Source organism: Bizionia saleffrena (assembly GCF_008086175.1).
Lineage (GTDB): Bacteria > Bacteroidota > Bacteroidia > Flavobacteriales > Flavobacteriaceae > Bizionia > Bizionia saleffrena.
Genome location: NZ_VSKM01000004.1, coordinates 155,608 through 175,315 on the forward strand (window position 1 = coordinate 155,608; position 19,708 = coordinate 175,315).

General features: G+C 35.6%; 18 protein-coding genes and 1 pseudogene. 11 read left to right on the forward strand and 8 right to left on the reverse strand.

Going from position 1 to position 19,708, the window contains the following annotated elements; translation table 11 throughout:
• Positions 1–22 precede the first annotated feature (22 nt).
• From ES676_RS04945 to ES676_RS04975, 7 genes are all read left to right on the forward strand, one after another.
• Positions 23–1,315 carry a Na+/H+ antiporter NhaC family protein gene (locus tag ES676_RS04945; protein WP_148368961.1) on the forward strand — a complete coding sequence of 431 codons (1,293 nt, stop codon included), beginning with the start codon at positions 23–25 and terminating at the stop codon, positions 1,313–1,315.
• Between the two features lie 273 nt (positions 1,316–1,588).
• Positions 1,589–2,173 (forward strand): TetR/AcrR family transcriptional regulator, encoded by a 585-nt coding sequence (locus tag ES676_RS04950; RefSeq protein WP_148368963.1) that lies wholly within the window; start codon positions 1,589–1,591, stop codon positions 2,171–2,173.
• Between the two features lie 2 nt (positions 2,174–2,175).
• Complete coding sequence (locus ES676_RS04955; RefSeq protein ID WP_148368965.1) at positions 2,176–2,838, forward strand: NAD(P)H-binding protein; 663 nt, start codon at positions 2,176–2,178, stop codon at positions 2,836–2,838.
• Positions 2,839–2,842: 4 nt separating this feature from the next.
• Entirely contained in the window at positions 2,843–3,475 is a 633-nt protein-coding gene (locus ES676_RS04960) for an NAD(P)H-dependent oxidoreductase (protein WP_148368966.1), read from the forward strand.
• Between the two features lie 11 nt (positions 3,476–3,486).
• Positions 3,487–4,485, forward strand: coding sequence for an NADP-dependent oxidoreductase (locus tag ES676_RS04965; RefSeq protein WP_148368968.1), 999 nt, complete (start codon positions 3,487–3,489; stop codon positions 4,483–4,485).
• 11 nt (positions 4,486–4,496) lie between these two features.
• Positions 4,497–5,657: an iron-containing alcohol dehydrogenase gene (locus tag ES676_RS04970; RefSeq protein WP_148368971.1), complete on the forward strand. Its 1,161-nt coding sequence runs from the start codon at positions 4,497–4,499 to the stop codon at positions 5,655–5,657.
• Positions 5,658–5,659: 2 nt separating this feature from the next.
• A complete protein-coding gene (locus ES676_RS04975) occupies positions 5,660–6,466 on the forward strand; it encodes a type 1 glutamine amidotransferase domain-containing protein (protein WP_215731639.1) in 807 nt (268 codons plus the stop codon).
• 95 nt (positions 6,467–6,561) lie between these two features.
• Here the strand turns inward: ES676_RS04975 and ES676_RS04980 are convergent, their stop codons facing one another.
• The 6 genes and pseudogenes from ES676_RS04980 to ES676_RS05005 all read right to left on the reverse strand — a co-directional run bounded on the left by ES676_RS04980 (position 6,562) and on the right by ES676_RS05005 (position 12,954).
• Positions 6,562–7,965: an NAD-dependent succinate-semialdehyde dehydrogenase gene (locus tag ES676_RS04980; protein ID WP_148368974.1), complete on the reverse strand. Its 1,404-nt coding sequence runs from the start codon at positions 7,963–7,965 to the stop codon at positions 6,562–6,564.
• Positions 7,966–8,705: 740 nt separating this feature from the next.
• The gene (locus ES676_RS04985; protein WP_148368977.1) at positions 8,706–9,335 is read right to left on the reverse strand and encodes an NADPH-dependent F420 reductase; all 630 of its coding nucleotides are present in this window, start codon (positions 9,333–9,335) and stop codon (positions 8,706–8,708) included.
• Positions 9,336–9,387: 52 nt separating this feature from the next.
• Positions 9,388–9,894 (reverse strand): annotated as a pseudogene (locus ES676_RS04990) (redoxin domain-containing protein).
• A 52-nt stretch (positions 9,895–9,946) separates the two neighbouring features.
• Positions 9,947–10,993, reverse strand: a complete 1,047-nt coding sequence (locus tag ES676_RS04995; protein ID WP_148368980.1) for an NAD(P)-dependent alcohol dehydrogenase — start codon at positions 10,991–10,993, stop codon at positions 9,947–9,949.
• 150 nt (positions 10,994–11,143) lie between these two features.
• Positions 11,144–12,091, reverse strand: coding sequence for a pyridoxal-phosphate dependent enzyme (locus ES676_RS05000; RefSeq protein WP_148368983.1), 948 nt, complete (start codon positions 12,089–12,091; stop codon positions 11,144–11,146).
• The gene (locus ES676_RS05005; RefSeq protein ID WP_148368986.1) at positions 12,088–12,954 is read right to left on the reverse strand and encodes a YihY/virulence factor BrkB family protein; all 867 of its coding nucleotides are present in this window, start codon (positions 12,952–12,954) and stop codon (positions 12,088–12,090) included. The genes ES676_RS05000 and ES676_RS05005 overlap by 4 nt, the downstream gene beginning before the upstream one ends.
• A gap of 187 nt (positions 12,955–13,141) precedes the next feature.
• On the opposite strand from ES676_RS05005, the gene ES676_RS05010 reads away from it, so the two are divergent.
• Positions 13,142–13,975 carry an alpha/beta fold hydrolase gene (locus ES676_RS05010; RefSeq protein ID WP_148368989.1) on the forward strand — a complete coding sequence of 278 codons (834 nt, stop codon included), beginning with the start codon at positions 13,142–13,144 and terminating at the stop codon, positions 13,973–13,975.
• Positions 13,976–13,997: 22 nt separating this feature from the next.
• Positions 13,998–14,153: a YqaE/Pmp3 family membrane protein gene (locus tag ES676_RS05015; protein WP_148368991.1), complete on the forward strand. Its 156-nt coding sequence runs from the start codon at positions 13,998–14,000 to the stop codon at positions 14,151–14,153.
• A gap of 43 nt (positions 14,154–14,196) precedes the next feature.
• Here ES676_RS05015 and ES676_RS05020 read toward each other — a convergent pair whose 3' ends face one another.
• Together ES676_RS05020 and ES676_RS05025 are read right to left on the reverse strand one after the other, a co-directional pair.
• Positions 14,197–14,877 (reverse strand): hypothetical protein, encoded by a 681-nt coding sequence (locus tag ES676_RS05020; protein ID WP_148368992.1) that lies wholly within the window; start codon positions 14,875–14,877, stop codon positions 14,197–14,199.
• 21 nt (positions 14,878–14,898) lie between these two features.
• The gene (locus tag ES676_RS05025; RefSeq protein WP_246130305.1) at positions 14,899–16,197 is read right to left on the reverse strand and encodes a DEAD/DEAH box helicase; all 1,299 of its coding nucleotides are present in this window, start codon (positions 16,195–16,197) and stop codon (positions 14,899–14,901) included.
• Positions 16,198–16,334: 137 nt separating this feature from the next.
• Between ES676_RS05025 and ES676_RS05030 the strand changes: the two genes are divergently transcribed.
• Entirely contained in the window at positions 16,335–16,619 is a 285-nt protein-coding gene (locus ES676_RS05030; RefSeq protein ID WP_148368995.1) for a DUF3817 domain-containing protein, read from the forward strand.
• Between the two features lie 178 nt (positions 16,620–16,797).
• The gene (locus ES676_RS05035) at positions 16,798–19,707 is read left to right on the forward strand and encodes a PEP/pyruvate-binding domain-containing protein (protein ID WP_148368996.1); all 2,910 of its coding nucleotides are present in this window, start codon (positions 16,798–16,800) and stop codon (positions 19,705–19,707) included.
• Position 19,708 lies beyond the last annotated feature (1 nt).

The window sequence follows — 19,708 nt, forward strand, 5'->3', positions numbered from 1 at the left end:
GCGATTCTGCAACAACAGACTAATGACTCAGATTAAATCTATTACCCCAAGCTTTAAGGCGTTACTACCTTTTTTTGTATTTATCATCACTTTTTTAAGTGTCGGGCTCATTCAAAATGATTTCTATGCACTACCCGCTCCTATAGCCGTAATTGCAGGAATTCTTGCAGCATTCCTTATATTTAAACAGTCTGTAAATTCAAAAATCGGTACGCTTTTAAAAGGTTGTGGAGACGATAAAATACTAACGATGTGTTTAATCTATTTACTAGCAGGCGCTTTTGCTGCAGTAACCAAAGCCACCGGAAGTGTAGATACCATTGTTAACTTAGGGTTAGATGTTATAAACATTCAATATATTTATTTTGGCGTCTTTATTATTGCCGCTTTTTTGTCGGTTTCTACAGGAACTTCCGTTGGTGCTATTGTAGCTTTAGCCCCTATTGTTATTGGGTTTACAGATAAAGGGGATCTGTCTTTGGGTATTTTATGTGGTGCTCTATTGGGGGGGGCTATGTTTGGCGATAATTTATCGGTAATCTCCGATACCACAATAGCTGCCACACAGTCTTTGGGGGTTAAAATGAGTGATAAGTTTAAAGAAAATATTAAAATAGCTTTACCAGCTGCTATTTTTACAATCGGGATTCTTATTTATCAAGGCTTAAGTCTAGGGACAAATACACCGGAAACTTTAGATTACACCTATTCCATACTTAAGATAGCCCCGTATTTAATTGTTATAATTTTATCTCTTATCGGTATCAATGTATTCGTAACTTTAGTTTTAGGTGTACTCTCCGCGGGGGTTTTAGGACTGTATTATAACGATTTTTCAATTATCGAATTTACGCGTATCGCCTACTCAGGCTTTACCAATATGACCGAAATATTCCTACTCTCGCTATTAACCGGTGGTTTAGCAGCTTTAGTTGCTAAAAATGGTGGCATTGCGTTTATTTTGCAGAAAATAAAAACCCTAATAAAAAATAAGAAAACAGCGCAGTTCGGAATTGCCGCGTTAGTCTCGAGTATTAATGTCGCTATCGCAAATAATACGGTTGCTATTATTATTTCTGGATCTATAGCAAAATCAATTAATGACGAATACGACTTAGATAACAAAAAAACAGCATCCATTCTAGATGTTTTTGCATGTATTAGTCAGGGTATTTTGCCATACGGCGCTCAAGTATTAATGATTTTGAGTTTCGCTAACGGAAAAATAGGCTACCTCGGTTTACTCTCTAATACCTGGTACCTACTTTTACTTTTTGTGTCGACAGCATTGTTTATAGGCTTAAAAAGGGAATAATGCAATGTAATATTCTCCATAAACTTTTTTACTTTTGATTACTTTCTGTTCTGCGGAATAGCTTCAGTTTCATTTATTGTATGTCTTTCCATTTTAAGGTAGTTCAATAGTTACTTATTCTTTACGGTCTAAATACAGCTGAGACATTCCTCTACTATTCTATTCATTATAATGTGATTAGGTGCAATAATGTTAATTAAATATTAAACCAGTCTAAAAAAAGAATGAACGTTCATTTTTTATATATATTTGTACTCTATTAGAGAAAACAATATGGCTAAACTGCAAAAAAGCATTGAAAAAAGGGACGCATTAGTGCAAGCTACAATCGATTTGGTTAACAACCACGGGTTCCACGCTACGCCAATTTCTAAAATAGCAAAACTAGCAAGCGTGTCTCCTGCCACCATTTATTTGTATTTTGATAACAAGCAAGATTTGGTAAATAAGGTATATGTAGAGGTTAAAGCAACATTTACAGACTATGCTTTTAAAACCTATTCACCAACAATGCCTGTGGCCGAAGGTTTCGAATTGATTTGGAAACGCATCGCTGATTTTAAACTCAATCAATGTCGCGAGTCGTTGTTTTTAGCCCAATGCGACAACGCTCCAATTATAGACGAAACAAGTCGCCAGGAAGGTATTAGTCACCTTAAACCCTTACTCGACTTGTGGCAACGTGGTAAAACGGAAGGTGTTATTAATCCTGTTTCGGACTTCTTATTATATGCCTACACGATTAATCCGTTGTCATTTTTAATGATAATGCAACAACGTGGCGTTTTTAAAATAGAGAAATCGCATATTGAAGAGGCCTTTCAAGCAGCTTGGAATAGCATAAAAAAAGTCAATTAATTATGAAAAAAACAGCTATTATTTTAGGGGCTTCGGGACTTACGGGTTCTTATCTGCTTGAAAAAATTATTAAAGATGGCGCGTTTAATAAAATTAAACTGTTCTCGCGTTCAAAAATTGAAGGCTTGCCAACCTACGTGGAGCAATACATTGGTGATCTTTTAAAATTAGAAGATTTTAAAGCCGATTTTACTGCAGACGTCGTCTTTTGTTGCATTGGCACAACAGCAAGTAAGACACCAGACAAAGCACTATATAAAGCTATAGATTATGGTATTCCAGTAGCGGCAGCGAAATTATGTAAATCAAATAACATCCCAGCGTTTATGGTAATATCTGCACTGGGTGCCGACAAAAATAGCAGTGTTTTTTACAATAAAACAAAAGGTGAAATGGAAGCCGTTGTCATCACACAAAATCTTCGCCAGACTTATATTTTTAGACCATCACTTATTGACGGACCTAGGAATGAAAAGCGTTTTTTAGAAAATATAGGTTTATTTATCCTAAAAGCTATTCAACCTCTATTTATTGGGAACTTAAAAAAATATAAAATCATTCACGCAGAGCGTATTGCGCAAGCACTTTTAAACACTTCAAAACACTCAAATATAGGTGTCACTATAATACCGCCGCAAACAATTCAAGAATTAGCAAATAAGTAAAACTATGGAGTTATTAGATAAATTAAACTGGAGATACGCTGCGAAAGCAATGAACGGCGAAAAAGTAGATCAAGAAAAAATAGACCGCATTATCGAAGCGGCTCGCTTAGCTCCAACCTCAAGCGGTTTGCAACCTTTCGAGATATTCGTTATAAAAAATCAAGAGATTAAAGAAAAAATAAGACCCATAGCCTGGAATCAGTCGGTTATTACAGATTGCTCTCACCTACTCGTTTTCGCGGCTTGGGATACCTATACCGAAGATCGTATTAACTATATGTTCGATTTAACAAACGAGGTACGCGGTTTTAAAAACGAAGGTTGGGAAAATTACCGCCAAATGTTATTAAGCTCTTATCCGCAACAAGACGCTGAGGTTAACTTTAATCACGCGGCAAAACAAGCCTACATTGCTTTTTCTCAAGCAATCACAGCTGCAGCATTCGAAGAAGTTGATGCCACTCCTATTGAAGGATTCGATCCAGAGGCCGTAGACGCTATTTTAGGCTTACGAGAAAAAGGATTACGTAGCGCTGTTTTATTACCATTAGGCTATAGAAAGACAGAGGACGATTGGTTAGCGAACCTAGTTAAAGTAAGAAAAAGCACCGAAGATTTAGTAACAGTAATTGATTAAAATACAGCATTATGATTCAAACAATAGTATTAAAAGATAGACCTGAAGGCAAACCTACAGTTTCAGATTTTGAGTTTTTAACAGATGAATCGGATATCACGATTAAAAAAGGAGAAATACTTTTAGAAACCGTTTATGTTTCCGTAGATCCTTATTTAAGAGGAAGAATGAGCGACGCCAAATCTTACATTCCTTCTTTTGAATTAAACAAACCCGTGCATTCGGGTGTTATCGCCAAAGTACTTGAGTCTGAAAACGAAAAATTCAAAGGAGGAGAATTCGTATCCGGAATGTTAGATTGGAAAACGAAGCAAGTTTCTAACGGCGAAGGCCTTTTAAAAGTAGATGAAAACAAAGCACCTTTAAGCGCCTATTTAGGAATTCTAGGAATGACAGGATTAACAGCATATTTAGGATTAACACAAATAGGAAAACCGAAAGCAGGAGAAACACTTGTTGTTTCTGGAGCTGCTGGAGCCGTTGGTAGTGTTGTAGGGCAAATAGGAAAACTCTTAGGACTCACAGTAATTGGTATTGCAGGAACGGATGAAAAAATTGAAATGCTAAAAACAAAATTTGGGTTTGATGCAGGTATCAATTACAACACCAGTAAAGACATTAAAGCAGCGATAGCGAAAGCTGCGCCAAACGGTGTAGATATTTATTTTGATAATGTGGGGGGTTCAATATCTGATGCTGTTCTATTCAATATCAACAAATTTGCTAGACTAATTATTTGCGGTGCAATTTCTCTATATAACAGTATAGAATTACCCCAAAGTGTTAGCGTGCAACCCTTTTTAATTAAAAACAGTGCTTTAATGCAAGGTTTTATTGTTTCTAATTATGCTGATAAATTTCCAGAGGCAATGAAAGAATTATCTACGTGGTTAGCAGAAGATAAATTAGCATACACAGAAACCGTGGTTAACGGATTTGAAAATATCCCCACTGCTTTTATCGATTTATTCGAAGGAAAGAACAAAGGTAAAATGATAGTTAAAATTTAAAAATAAAAACAATGAATAATTTTGAATATAAAAACCCTACTAAAATCATATTTGGTAAGGACACCATAGAAAAACTGACGAACGAAATACCTAAAAACGCCAAAGTGTTACTACTTTACGGCGGTGGGAGTATTAAGAAAAATGGTATCTATGAGCAAGTAAAAACAGCCTTAAAAAATGTTGAAGTTATTGAGTTTGGAGGTATTCCTGCAAACCCTGAATACGCTGTGTTAATGGAGGCGCTAAACGTAATTAAAAACGAAAATATCACCTACTTATTAGCAGTTGGTGGTGGATCTGTAATCGATGGTACAAAATTTTTATCGGCTGCTGCGGTTTACGACGGAGACACGCCTTGGGATATTTTAAAGAATAGTATTCGCACGCAAAAAGGAATGCCTTTTGGAACGGTTTTAACCTTGCCAGCTACAGGTTCCGAAATGAATTCTGGCGCTGTAATTACTAGAAAAGAAACGAAAGAGAAACTGTCAATGGGCGGACCTGGATTATTCCCTGAGTTTTCAATTTTAGACCCTAAAGTGATTACTTCTATTCCAGAACGTCAATTAGCCAATGGTTTAACGGATGCCTTTACACACGTTTTAGAACAATACATGACCTATCCTGTGGGCGGTTTATTACAAGACCGTTTTGCCGAAAGTATTTTACAAACTTTAATAGAAATTGCTCCAAAAGTTATGGAAGATCCTACAGATCATGAGGCAGCGTCGAACTTTATGTGGAGTTGTACAATGGCTTTAAACGGTTTAATACAACAAGGTGTTCCTGGCGATTGGGCAGTGCACATGATGGGGCACGAACTGACTGCATTATTTGGTATCGATCATGCGAGAACGTTAGCCATTGTAATGCCGAGTCATTATATTTATAATTTTGAAGCTAAAAAAGAAAAATTAGCGCAATATGGAGAACGCGTTTGGAATATAACTGAAGGGACGCAAGACGAAAAAGCTAAAGCAGCGATTGCAAAAACGGAAGCTTTTTTCCATCAATTGGGAATTGACACAAAATTATCTGAGTATATTAAAGATTACGAAGGAACAGCTCAAGAAATTTCAAAACGTTTCACTAATCGTGGTTGGACAGGTATAGGAGAACACAAGTCTCTAACACCAAAAGATGCTGAAAACATTGTAAAAATGGCATATTAATTATGAAAATTATTCACACAGTATCACTAGCGTTAACTCTTATTATGGCGTCAAGTTGCAATAATAAAAGTAACACAACACCTTCTGAAACCGTTTTAGAAGACAACATAGAAACCAAAACAGAACAGAAAATGAATATACTATTTGTATTAACGTCTCACGATAAATTAGGAGACACAGGAAAGAAAACAGGATTTTGGATTGAAGAATTTGCAAATCCGTATTACAGTTTATTAGACAAAGGAGCAACCATTACTCTAGCGACACCAAAAGGGGGCGCTGCACCAATAGACCCGAGTAGTGATACACCAGATGCAAGCACAGAAGCTACAGAGCGTTATAAAAAGGATGCTACAGCTCAAGATAAGATTAAAAACACAAAAGTGTTAAGTACTATTGATGCTAAAGATTTCGATGCCGTATTTTATCCAGGTGGTCACGGGCCGTTATGGGATTTAGCAAATGACAAGACTTCGATTGCTTTAATTGAAGCGTTTAATGCGCAACAAAAACCGATTGCTTTTGTTTGTCACGCGCCAGCGGCCTTAAAAAGCGTAAAAGGTACCGATGGACAGCCGTTAGTAAAAGGTAAAAAAGTAACAGGATTTACAAATTCTGAGGAAGCAGCAGTGCAATTAACGGAGGTCGTACCGTTTTTAGTTGAAGATATGCTCAGTGAAAATGGCGGTATTTATTCTAAGAAACAAGATTGGGCGGCTTACGCAATTCAAGACGGTAATTTAATTACCGGGCAAAACCCAGCGTCTTCAGAGTTGGTAGCTGATAAACTTTTGGATGCTTTAAAATAGTTGAAATAACCACTAATTTCAACGCTTAAAAAAAGCCTGTAAACAAATTGTTTACAGGCTTTCTTGTGTTTAAAATTCTATTTAGTATTTATAAATTATTTCTTATTATTAGCTATATAAATCGCTTTGGTATTTACAAATTCTCGAATTCCAAAACCACCGTGTTCTCTACCATAACCCGATTGTTTTACACCTCCAAACGGAAGGTTTGGATGCGCTAATCCATAGCAATTAATATTTACCATTCCCGTATCAAAATGATTTTTAGCTAACGCAATCGATGTTTCTTCATCTTTACTAAAGATTCCTCCACCTAATCCAAACTTACTGTCATTTGCTATGCGCATAGCATCTTCATTGTCTTTAGCTCTGATTAAAGCAGCTACAGGTCCAAAAAGCTCATCGCTATAAGCGACTTGTCCGGGTTTTACATCTTCTAAAACAGTCGCTGGATAGAAATATCCTTTTTGTTTGGGCACTTCTCCACCGCAAGCTAATTTAGAACCTTGTTTTATGCTTTCTTGTACTTGTTCGTGTAATTTATCGCGTAAATCTTCTCTAGCCATTGGTCCTATTTTTGACGCTTTATCGGTAGGATCTCCAAATTTTAAATTTTCCATTGCTTTTACAAAAGCCGTTTTAAAGTCATCGTAAACCGAATCTACCACAACAAAACGTTTTGCTGCGACACAAGTTTCTCCGTTGTTATATGTTCGTGCCATTACACAGGTTTTTACAGCCAAGTCAATATCCGCGTCGTCTAGTACCAAGTAGGCATCGTTGCTCCCTAATTCTAGCACTGTTTTCTTTAATACTTCAGCCGATTTTTTAGCGACGTATTTCCCTGCTTCCGAGCTTCCTGTTAAAGTTACCGCTCGCACTAAATCGTGTGCTATAATAGCATCTGAAACCTCGTGACTAATAACTAAGACTGTAAATACATCTTTTGGCAGACCGGCGTCTTCAAATATTTTCTTTAATTTTAATGCGCTTCCAGTAACGTTTTTTGCGTGTTTTAATAATACACCATTACCCGCCATTAAATTGGTGATTGCGTAACGTATTACTTGATAAGTTGGAAAATTCCAAGGTTGAATACCATATAAAACACCTATTGGTGCTTGTTGAATAATTCCCTTTCCGCCATCTGGCATTTCTCTTACTTCATCTTCTAACTGCTTTTTACCATCGGTTGCCGTAAATTCGCAAATACCCGCACTTAAATCAATTTCTTGGTAACTATGCTTCAATAATTTCCCCATTTCTGAAGTCATTAATTGTGATAATTCCTCTTTATTATCTTGTAACGCTTTACCTATTGCTTTTATAATTTTCGCGCGCTCATCTAGGCTTTTTATTTTCCAATTAGTAAACGCTTTATGACACTTTTCTACAGCTTCGATAGCTTCATCCTTCGACATATAATTGTATTGCGCTAGCGTTTCTTCTGTTGTTGGATTAATAGTTTCAAATCCTTTATCATTTTTCTCAGTACTCATGTTGTTCTCTTTAAATTAATTTATGAATTATCCTGATTCAATTTTTGTCCGAATTAAATATCCGAATTAAATAGATGTTACTCATTTTAATTTCAGATTTAAAGTATTAGCACACCTTCATTGAATCATTTAAAGTTAACTAACATCTTACTCATTACCAATGGGTTTAAGAATATCTTATGATAACTCTTCCAGCTAAAAAGCCCTAAAATAAAAAGAGTCATAATAGAGTTGAATTTCAGAAATAATTAACATAGCAGTTTCTAAATGGATTACTTTTTTTATGAAAAAGAGCAAAGGTCGTTTTAGAAAAATTTTGAAGTGTCTATGAAAAAAAACGAACCTAAAACGTGATGATTCTGAAGAAGGATAAAAAAGAAGAAAAATACAATCCGAAAATTACTGGAGATTACAAACACGCTTTAAGCGCAAGAAATGAAAATGTGCGCTCTTAAACTGCTTAAAAACAGATGTAGAGAGGTCGTTTTTACGGGTAATAATTTAGATGTACCCGGTAGGAAATTTCCAAAAGTTAAATTAAATTCATCTTTAAAAAATCAAGAAAACCAATTGTATTCTCAACGAGGAAATGGCAATGAAAATTTAGAACGCAATAGAGACCACAGACAGTAATTGCATTAATTTGAGTTGCCAAACAGCGCACAGCATTAAATATTAAAACAAAAAAAGCAGCCTTCATAAATTGAAGGCTGCTTTGTAATATTTATTATAAAAATTAATTAAGACTTAATAAGTTGCTCTAACTCCTGTCTTCCAACCGATTTACCATAAATTTTCTGTTCGGGATCCATAATTTTTGTCTGCTGTAAATCTCCTATATAAACGGCATCGAAACCGATATCTTCAATTAATTGCTGGGTTTTCGCTCGACTATCTTCATCTTGAGCGGCAAATGGAATTGCAATTTTATCTTGAGTACGCCACGCGTAATCGCGTAAATGTTCGGCTTTTATACTATTAAAAGCTTTAGCGGTTTTCGCCGTACCAAATTTCATCGCCGTGTATTCTGACGCATTTCTATTACTATCTCTCACGTCTTGCGCCATTTCTCCATCGCGTTCTGGGTAAGGGTTTGTCGCATCAATAATCACTTTATTACCGTATTCTCCGGCATACAACTCTGCCAATTTATCGATTGCTTTAAATGGCGTTGCTAGTAAATACACATCGGCGTTTGCCTCAAATGCTTTTTCTACACTTACCGCTTGTGCATTATTTCCTGCTTCGCGAGCTAAATCTTTTAATTCTTCGGGATGTCTAGAACTAAAGAGTACTTGGTGGCCACCTTTGGCCCAGTGTTTACCTAAATTCCCTCCAATGTTCCCACTTCCAATAATTCCTATTTTCATCGTTTTTATATTTAAGTTAATAATTTATTGTTTCTACTAAACTTGAAGCAATTTAAGACTCCCCTCTAGCCGGATAATCTGCTTTTAGAATATAATCAATACCGTTTAAAACGTCTTTAAATTCAGGGCGGCCAAAGGGCATGGATTGAATAGACTCCCAATACACCGTAGACTCTGGCGTTAAAATAAATAAGCCAGGTTCTGTAAAGTGCTCTGGTTCTTTTTTTATCCCCTTAGAAATAAACAGTCCCCATTTTCTGGCCTCTTCGATTGGAAAACCAAAACCTAAAGGAATATCTTTAATATCCCATTCTTTATGGGTTTGTTTCGCTACCTCTTCGGTATCAGAACTTATCGCAATGACATTAATGCTACGTTCTGTAAATTTACTTAATCACGATTGCAGTTCTTCTAATTGCTTTTTACACACCGGGCAATGGTTTCCTCTATAAAAAAGAAGCATTGTAAAGTTTTTCGGCGATTACTCGCTTAACTTCCAAGTGGTATCATTTACTAATTGTATATTTAAATCTGGTGTTTTCTCTCTTGGTTTTATCATCATTTTTAATTTAGATGTTACTATTAATCTTTAAAGTTGTACTTCTATACTCTTATTTCAAACTCTTCATATCTATAACAAAACGGTATTTTACATCGTTACTCGTTACTCTCTCAAAAGCGGTATTTATCTCTTGCATATCGATCATTTCTATATCACTAACAATGTTATGTTTTCCGCAGAAATCTAACATTTCTTGAGTTTCTTTTATGCCCCCTATTAAAGACCCAGCAACGCGCTTTCTTCCTAAAATAAGTTGTCCGCCATTCATTGGTTCTAAAGGTTCAATAGCACCAACAAGGACCATAGTGGCATCTCTTTTTAATAGTTGTATATAAGGATTAATATCGTGTTTTACAGGAACAGTGTTTAAAAGGAAATCGAAAGTTCCATTCTGTTTCGTCATATCCTCTCCATTGGTAGAAATTAAAACCGAATCTGCCCCTAGATCTTTAGCACTTTCTGCTTTATTTGGAGAGGTGGTAATCATTATCGTTTCGGCTCCCATAGCGTGGGCAAATTTAATACCCATATGGCCTAACCCTCCTAGACCAATAACACCGACTTTATCTCCTTTTTTAATTTTCCAGTGGTTTAAAGGGGAGAATGATGTGATTCCTGCACACAATAGTGGTGCTACAGCTTTGATTTCTAGATTTTCCGGGATACTTAATACGAATTCTTCTTTTACAACGATGCTTGTAGAGTAACCTCCAAAAGTCTGTTTACCAGTGTGCTTATCCTTACCATTGTAGGTGCCAACCATTCCATTTTCGCAATATTGTTCTAAATCTTCAGCACAAGAGTTGCAGTCTTGGCAAGAATCGACCATACAGCCAACACCAACTAAATCACCTTCTTTATATTTTTTAACCGCGTTCCCCACTTTGGTTACACGACCAACAATTTCGTGTCCTGGAACTAACGGGTACTTTGTACCTCCCCAATCGTTATGTGCCGAATGAATATCACTATGGCAAACACCACAAAATAAAATATCGATATCTACATCGTTTTCTAATAATTCGCGACGCTCGATGGTTAAAGGTTTTAATTTGGCGTTTTTGTCTTCTGTTCCGTATGCTTGAATTTGTTTCATTTAATTAATTTTTATGTGAAATATTACAAACCAACAAATTGTGTTGGTCCATTTAGAGATAGCTTTAAAGCTATTGATTGTTTAAGATATAAAAAAAACAAGATTATAATTGTCAATTTAACAGACTATAACCTGAATTTAACAGTAAAGTTAAGAGAAAGAGAGCGTATCTAGATTTACATTACCACCAGATAGTATAATTCCTACATTCTGGCTTTTAAAGCGCTCTTTTTCTTTAATTACAGCCGCGAGAGCCACAGCACTAGATGGTTCGATAACGATTTTTAAATATTGAAAAATAAGGCGCATAGCCGATATAATTTCGGATTCTTCAACGCGAATAATGCCATCGACGTACTTTTGGATAATAGGAAAGTTAATTGACCCTAAGTGTGTTCTCAGTCCGTCGGCAATAGTATTATTATTATTATTATTATGAACATTCATTTCTATTTTACCGCTCAATAACGAGCGATAGGCATCGTCTACTTGCATAGGCTCTGCACCAATAACAGCACTTTTTGAGAAATAATGTGCTGCTAATGCTGTTCCAGCTAATAACCCACCACCACCAACGGGAGCTACAATAATATCTAAGTGATGCGTTTGATCGAGTAATTCTAAGGTAGCTGTACTATGTCCTAAAATAACATTTTTATTGTTTGAAGGATGAATAAACGTTGCATCTATTTCATTCTCGATTTTGGCTGCTGATTTTTCTCGTGCGGTGTTACCAGGTTCGCATTCTGTAATAAATCCGTCGTATTCTAAAACGGCGTCTTTTTTAACTTGTGGCGCATTTTTGGGCATTACAATGTGTGCTTTTACGCCTAATCCTTTTGCTGCTAAGGCTAAAGCTTGAGCAAAGTTTCCAGACGAATGCGTTACTACTCCTCTACTTTTTTGCGCTGCTGTTAATTGCTGAATAGCATACGTTGCACCACGAAATTTAAAGGAACCTGTTTTCTGAAAATTCTCACATTTAAATTGAAGATTAACACCTATTATTTTGTTTAATAACGAAGACGTTATAACCGGCGTACAATGAATATAGGAAGCTAATCCTTTCTGAATAGTTATAAAATCCTTTGCTATCATTCTTCTTTAGTTAAATAATTATCAGAATAGACCTTTGTAAACTGTGCTCCGAAAAACAAAATTAAACTGGTGTACGACACCCACAACATTATTAATATCACCGATCCTGCTGCACCGTAGGTAGAACCGGGTTCCATTTCATTAAAATAAATGGCTAACAAATATTTACCTATTGTAAAAAGTATGGCAGTTAAAGCCGCCCCTATTTTTACGGCTCTCCACGGGATACTTGCATTAGGCAACACCTTAAACATTGCTGCAAATAAAAAATAAATAAAAGTTAAGGAAATTGCGATATCAATAATAAAGACAAAATCGATTAAGTTTTCTGGTAACAAATTTTGTAATCGTTTGCTAAAGGTACTCAACAGGGAGGTCATTACAAAGCTTACTAAAAGTAAAAACCCTATAATTAAAATGAAACCGAAGCTTTTAACACGACTAAAAATAGTAGCCAATATACCGTTAGAAAAACGTGGTTTTGCTTTCCAAATACCGTCTAATGCATTTTCTAATTGATAAAACACTCCTGTCGCACCATATAGTAAAGTAAAAATACCAATAGTCGTTGCAAAAAAGGACGTTGGTTTGTCGCCTTTATCTACTAACATAACACGAATACTTTCGGCAGCTTCAACACCAATAGCATTAGAAATTTCATCTAGTACCTCCCCCTGTACAATTTCTCTACCCCACAAATTGCCGACAACATTAAAAATGATAATTAATAAAGCTGGTAATGACAAAATAGCGTAATACGCCACAACAGCGCTTAATTTAAAAGGTTCACTATTATACCATGCTTTGGCTGTTTCTAGAAGTAACTTCGGGAGGTGTTGTATTTTGAATTGCTTTATTTTCAAATATCAAATTTATTGGTGTCTAACAAAACTAAGGTTTGAAATCATTTAAAACGAGTTTTTAACAAATTCTGTTAATTAATATCTGGTTAGCATTTGAATTAATAACTTTATGGGTATAATTAGTCTTAATTTTAAAGATCTTTATAATTCAAAATAAGGATTATTAACAGTATTAACAATTCAAAATATGCCATTTATAACAAATAAAACAACTCAAGAACACGTAGATATTCATTATAAAGATTACGGTAACGGACAACCCGTTATTTTAATCCACGGGTGGCCTTTAAGCCACCAAGCTTGGGAAGGACAAATTAGTGCTATCGTCGCTGCTGGATATCGATGCATCGCCTACGATCGTCGGGGATTCGGAATCTCCTCTGCGCCTTGGGACTCCTTCGACTACTCAACATTAGCATCAGATTTAAATACCCTGATAACCGACCTTAAATTAGAAAAAGCAGTATTGGTTGGTTTCTCTATGGGAGGTGGCGAAGTAATTCGTTATTTAACGGATTTCGGAACAGATAAAATCGATAAAATTGCTTTAATCGCTTCCATTATTCCTTTAGTAAAGAAAAAAGAAGATAATCCTGAGGGCGTTCCCGAAGACGGATTAAATGCTATTATGGACGCGTTACAAACCGATCGCGTGGGATTTCTAAAAGACTTCCACAAGAATTTTTATAATTTCGACGATAACAAAGGAGACCGCATAAGCGCAGCGCAGTTAGACTACGATTTTACAATTGCTTCATTTGCGTCGCCAAGAGCGACTTTACAAACCGCAAGAGCTTGGGCAAATACCGATTTTAGACCCGAATTAAAAAATGTTACGGTACCTGCTCTAATTGTACACGGTGACTCTGATAATATTGTACCTATTGAAACTTCTGGAAATCAAGCGGCTAAAGGGATTAAAAACAACACTTACAAAGTTCTTAAAAATGCACCTCATGGATTGAATGTGACTCACAGAAAGGAATTAAACACCATTTTATTAGACTTTTTAAAACAATAAACAACCTCAAAAACCCAAAACAATGTCAGTACTAAATATTATAATTACTATCCTTTTACCACCACTCGGTGTGTTTTTAAAGCACGGATTAGGTGGCAAATTTCTAATCAATATATTATTAACCTTGTTAGGTTGGCTTCCCGGCGTTATCCACGCTTTCTATGTAAACCAAGATTAAAAAGTAAAAGCGAGATTGTAAAATCTCGCTTTTTTTAAGTCATTTAATTCCTATCCAAAGCTGCAAACTCATAACATACCGTTCCATCTATTTGTTCGTTGAGATAAAGAATATCTACAAGCTTTGACTTATAAACAAAAAACGGATAGTTGTCGTGGTGTTTTACTGTATGAATGTACTGCCTATAAATAAGGGCTTTGGCTTGAAAATTTACGCGTAATAAATTATCTGACGCTCTGCCAAACGGGCAATGAATTACGAATAACCGGTTTTGAATATTATCGCGAATGCCTCGACTTTGTTTGGTGTAGAAGAAATTTATTATCGCTTCCGCGGAAGGGCTTTCGGTAGGATTCAACCGTTGTTTAATAGCCTTTGGAATTACTGTCCCTTTTAAATCGAATTGTAAACGTTTCTCTCCAAAAAATTCGAAATCCCAATTTTGATCTTTCCTGTCTGGGTTTTTTAAAACATCGGTATGTTTATAGAATAAATATTCATCACATTGGGCGCATTTCCATAGAAACCAACGTTTTTTGAAATAGGTTTTTACACCATCATCAAAAGGTTTTAAAGCAATTTCTAAAGCTTCGAATGACGCATAGCGAAACATATTAATTTTCGCATCGCTTTTATCATTCTGTATCGCTCCCCATCGTTCTGGAATATGAGGAGCAATAGCCTCCAAGTGTAGCGCTAAAACTTTAAATTCTTGTGCCGTCATAGCACAATTTAGCAAATAAATTTATACTAAAGTAATTCTTACTTTTTTCTTTTTTAAACGGGTGTTATTCGTTTTTGCAATCACAGCTTCAGCTTTATAGCGTGGCACAGCAACGAAGGCACAATCTTGTTTTAATTCTATAATTCCTAATTCGTCTTTGTTTAATTCGCCTTGTTTAAACAATAATCCGGCGATATCTCCTTTCGAAATTTTATCTTTCCGACCTCCAGAAATAAATAATGTCGACCAATCTGTTGGCTTTGGTACTCTATTATTTTCTAATTGCTGTACGCCATCAGTGTGTATAAATTCTGGTAATGGTTCTTCCTCCCATTGTAACACATAAGCCGTTCCTTGGCTATTCATTCGCGCTGTTCTACCATTTCTGTGTGTAAACTCTTCTTCCTTTAAGGGCAATTGATAATGGATAATAAAATTTAACTCATTAATATCTAAACCTCTTGCTGCCAAATCGGTTGCTATAATAATTTGGTGCGTACCATTTCTAAATTTTATTAATGCACGTTCTCTTTCAATCTGTTCTAATCCGCCATAAAAACAACCGTGAGCAATCTTATTATCAGTTAAAAAGTCACTAACAAATTGGATGGTATCTTTGAAATTACAAAAAATGATACCAGGTTTATTACCAATGTGACACAATAAATCGACTAACGTTTGAATTTTATTTTTATCGGGAGAAAGTACCGCTTTAACTTCCAACTTAGACACTACAGTATCTGAATAATCAATAACCAATTCATTTTGTAACCCCACAAATTTAGGCACTTCTATACTTTGAGTTGCCGAGGTAAGAATGCGTTTTTCTATATGTGGTAATGCGAAAATAATTTCACTCATTTCGCCTTCAAATCCTGCTTCTAGTGACTTATCGAATTCATCTAAGACTAACGATCTAATATTTTTTATACTAATTGTTTCACGGCGTAAATGATCGGCCACTCGCCCGGGTGTACCTACTAGAATTGTTGGTGCGTGACTTAATTCTATTTTATCTTTAGAAAATGGTCTTCCTCCATAAACGGCATTTACTTTAAATCCTGCTCCCATTTCCCGAACTACTTGTTCAATTTGAATTGCAAGCTCTCGAGACGGTACTAAAATTAAGACCTGAATACCTTCCACATCCTCTTGTAGCGCATTAATAATAGGCAATAAAAAAGCGACCGTTTTCCCCGTACCCGTTGGTGAAAGTAAAATAACATTATCTGCTGCTGTTATTGCTAAATTCGCCTCTTCTTGCATTGCATTTAATGCGGTAATCCCTAATTTATTAAGTATTCGCTCTTGTCGTTTCATAACTAAATTTAAGCTACAAAAATACAGTTTCATTTATAGAAAATTCTTTTTATTTACAATTTTAAACAAATTGAAAAACAACTTAAAAACACTTGCCCCAATCAGTCGATATGATTAAATTTGAAAAAACTTTTTTTATGCTTAGCACGTTTAGAATTATTGCACTTTTAGAGGGATTATCTTACATCCTGCTGTTATTTATAGCAACGCCCTTAAAATACTTTGCAGAAGATCCGCAATACGTTAAATTATTAGGTATGCCACACGGTTTACTATTTGTTGCTTACGTGGCTTTGGCTATTTTTTTACGTTCTAAGTACAAATGGAATAATACGTCATTTTTCATTATTTTGTTGTGCTCTTTATTGCCGTTTGGAACATTTTACGCAGACGTTAAATATTTCAAGCCTTTAGCACACTAATATACAGTGTCTTTAAAATATTAACAATTAAGTAGAACGTATTACAGGAATTTATTAGGTCTCGGTGCTCTCTTTTTAGTAAAAGAGTTAATAATTAACGCATTTGTAATATTCCCATATATTTATATCGTTTAATATTGTATTTTTAATACAAATACTAACCGTTATAATGCTTTCTATGAATACTGTTAAATTAGTAGTACTCCTTTTCATTTTTAATTGTTATCCGTCTTTCACGTATTCTCAAGAATTGCCGCCTCAAGAGGTGTCAAAGCTCATTACCTCTTACAAAAATGATCTGCGCGGGCCTTACCATCGCATTAAATGGTTTTGTGAAGATGGAACCGAAAGAGAGCCTAAAGATCCGTGTCCAGATGGCATTGGAGGCGGTATACAGCACGCCAGTTTTAAAGCGTCTGCCCTTCAACTAAGACGTGCTAATCATTTGTTTTTTGGTGAGATTTTAGGTGGTTTAAAACCGAATGACTTTTTAGATCGTAATGCCAATTATAGCCGCTTAAAGCAATATCAAATCGGTAATTATTTAAGTAGTGTCGATAATGGTTGGGTGTTACGTAAAGCACAATATTATCGTGGTGCCATTCAATCTGAGGATGAAGAAGCCTGGGGTAAAGACTTCTTTATTAACATAGTAGCGGATGATGAATTTATTATTCAAAATTACTATTTGTTACGCCAAAGTTTAAAAGATATTCCGCACAATGGCGATGATAATATCGCACAATTAATGCGAAGTCAGTCGAAAATTTTATCGGAAGACCATCCTTCTTTTATGGATATTAGAATTAAAATTCACGGGCAACCACAAGCCTCAGATATTAGACTCGTTAATAATTATCTTCAATCTAAAAAGACATCATTTACTGAAGAAGCATCCTTGGCCTTTGAAGATTTAGTTAAAACTATGCATACCTTTTATGCGCCAATCGATTTTAAAGATTTGAAAAGTGATTTATCTCAAATTACCGAGCAAAATGAGGCAACGGCTAGTCTTTCAGAATTTCTAAAAAACTATTCAAAAGACGCTACACCCGACCAATTAACATCGGCACTTTCTAATGTGTTATACGCTATTAGAACACATATCACCGATTTTAAGTACAGCAAAAATAGACTGGCTATTTTAGACCTCTCCAATCAATTAGAAAACATTTTATTAAAAGAAGCGCAAAAATGGGACACCACAAATTTAAGTGATAACCTTTATAAAATAAACACACTGGCTTGTGCGACTTTAGGTTCCGGTCTTATTGAAGAGTGGGAATACTATGCAATCGCCTCTCAATTTACTTTAACTACTTCAGGAAATACTACTAATTTAAAACAACTAAATGCGATACTCAATACGAGTCGCAGTATTGTGGAGTGGACGACTACAATGGTTAAAGCCAATTACCAAGATGAGGTAAATATCTATACTAAATTCGAGCCGCTTGCTTATGGTTTTATAGACGATAGAGTACGCAGTAGTATTTCTTTAAATCTAGGAGAAGAGGTGAGTAAACTGGGCGTTCTAATCGCTAAAGTTTCTAATATTAACAATGCTGTGGTAGACCTTAAAAACCAAACCACTATTCGTGGGTTAAATCCAGGATATGCGTTCGGTAAACTAGTGGTTGTCGATGGCAACCCTGAAGATGTAAGCGTACACTCCAATAACATCTATATATTTGAAAAACCACCATCAGATTTAAAACCAATAGCAGGAATTATGACGGTTTCTGAAGGTAATTTAGTATCTCACGTACAATTATTAGCTAGAAATTTGGGCATACCAAATGCGGTGTTATCGTACGAGAATTTAAAAGATTTAAAAGCATACGACGGTAAAAAAGTGTTTTATGCGGTGTCCAATCAGGGGCACGTTATCTTAAAATTTGAAGACGATATGACTTCGGAAGAAAAAGACCTGTTTTTTAAAAAAGAAAGTACAAAAAATAGAATTGCGGTGCCTGTCGAGAACATTAAATTAGATACAAACGAAGTATTAAATATGCGGGCGGTGAGAGCTGTTAATTCGGGGGAAATTTGCGGTCCAAAGGCCGCTAATTTAGGAGAACTGAAACATTTATTCCCTGAGCAAGTTGTAGAAGGTTTGGTGATTCCGTTTGGTGTTTTTAGAGCTCATATGGACCAACAAATGCCCGGCGAAAATAAAAGTTATTGGTCGTATTTAAATGAAACGTTTAATAAAGCTGAAGCGCTGCGCACAGAAAATAGTGATGAAGAAACGGTTGAAGCTTTTCAATTAGAGAACTTGAGAATATTACATAAAGCTATTATAAATATGCAGCTAAGCGCCACTTTTGAGAAGGATTTAAAAGCTAATTTTAAAGACGCTTTTAAAGGAAGCATTGGTACTGTCCCTGTTTTTTTAAGAAGTGATACCAATATGGAAGATCTTAAGGAGTTTACAGGCGCTGGGTTAAACTTAACTTTATTTAATATCCTCTTGGAAGATGGTATATTAAAAGGTATTAAACAGGTATGGGCTTCGGCCTATACCGAGCGTAGTTTTAAGTGGAGACAAAAGTATTTATTGAATCCTGAAAATGTATTTCCTTCTATTTTAATTATTCCTAGTGTCGATGTTGATTATTCTGGAGTAATGATTACAAAAGGAATCAATTCTGGAAACACTAGCGATGTAACGGTTGCATTTAGTCGTGGCGCTGGTGGAGCTGTCGACGGACAATTGGCAGAAACACGTTTAATTACAGAAGACGCTTCAGAATTATTAGCACCTGCCAGACAGCCTAACTACATCCGTTTACCTGAAAATGGCGGCACAAAGACCTACTACACATCGTACAATGCGCCTATTCTAAATGATAAAAACATAGAAGATATTAAAGCTTTAGCTAAAAGCATTAGAAAAACAATGGATCCTAACTCGGTTTCGGAGCACGCTTTTGATGTCGAATTTGGCTTTAAAAACAATGAATTATGGTTGTTTCAAATCCGTCCGTTTGTAGAAAATAAACAAGCTAAAAGTTCAGAGTACTTAATTTCGATTTCACCACGTACTAATGTAGACAGAAACATAGCACTAACCACAGCACTTTAAT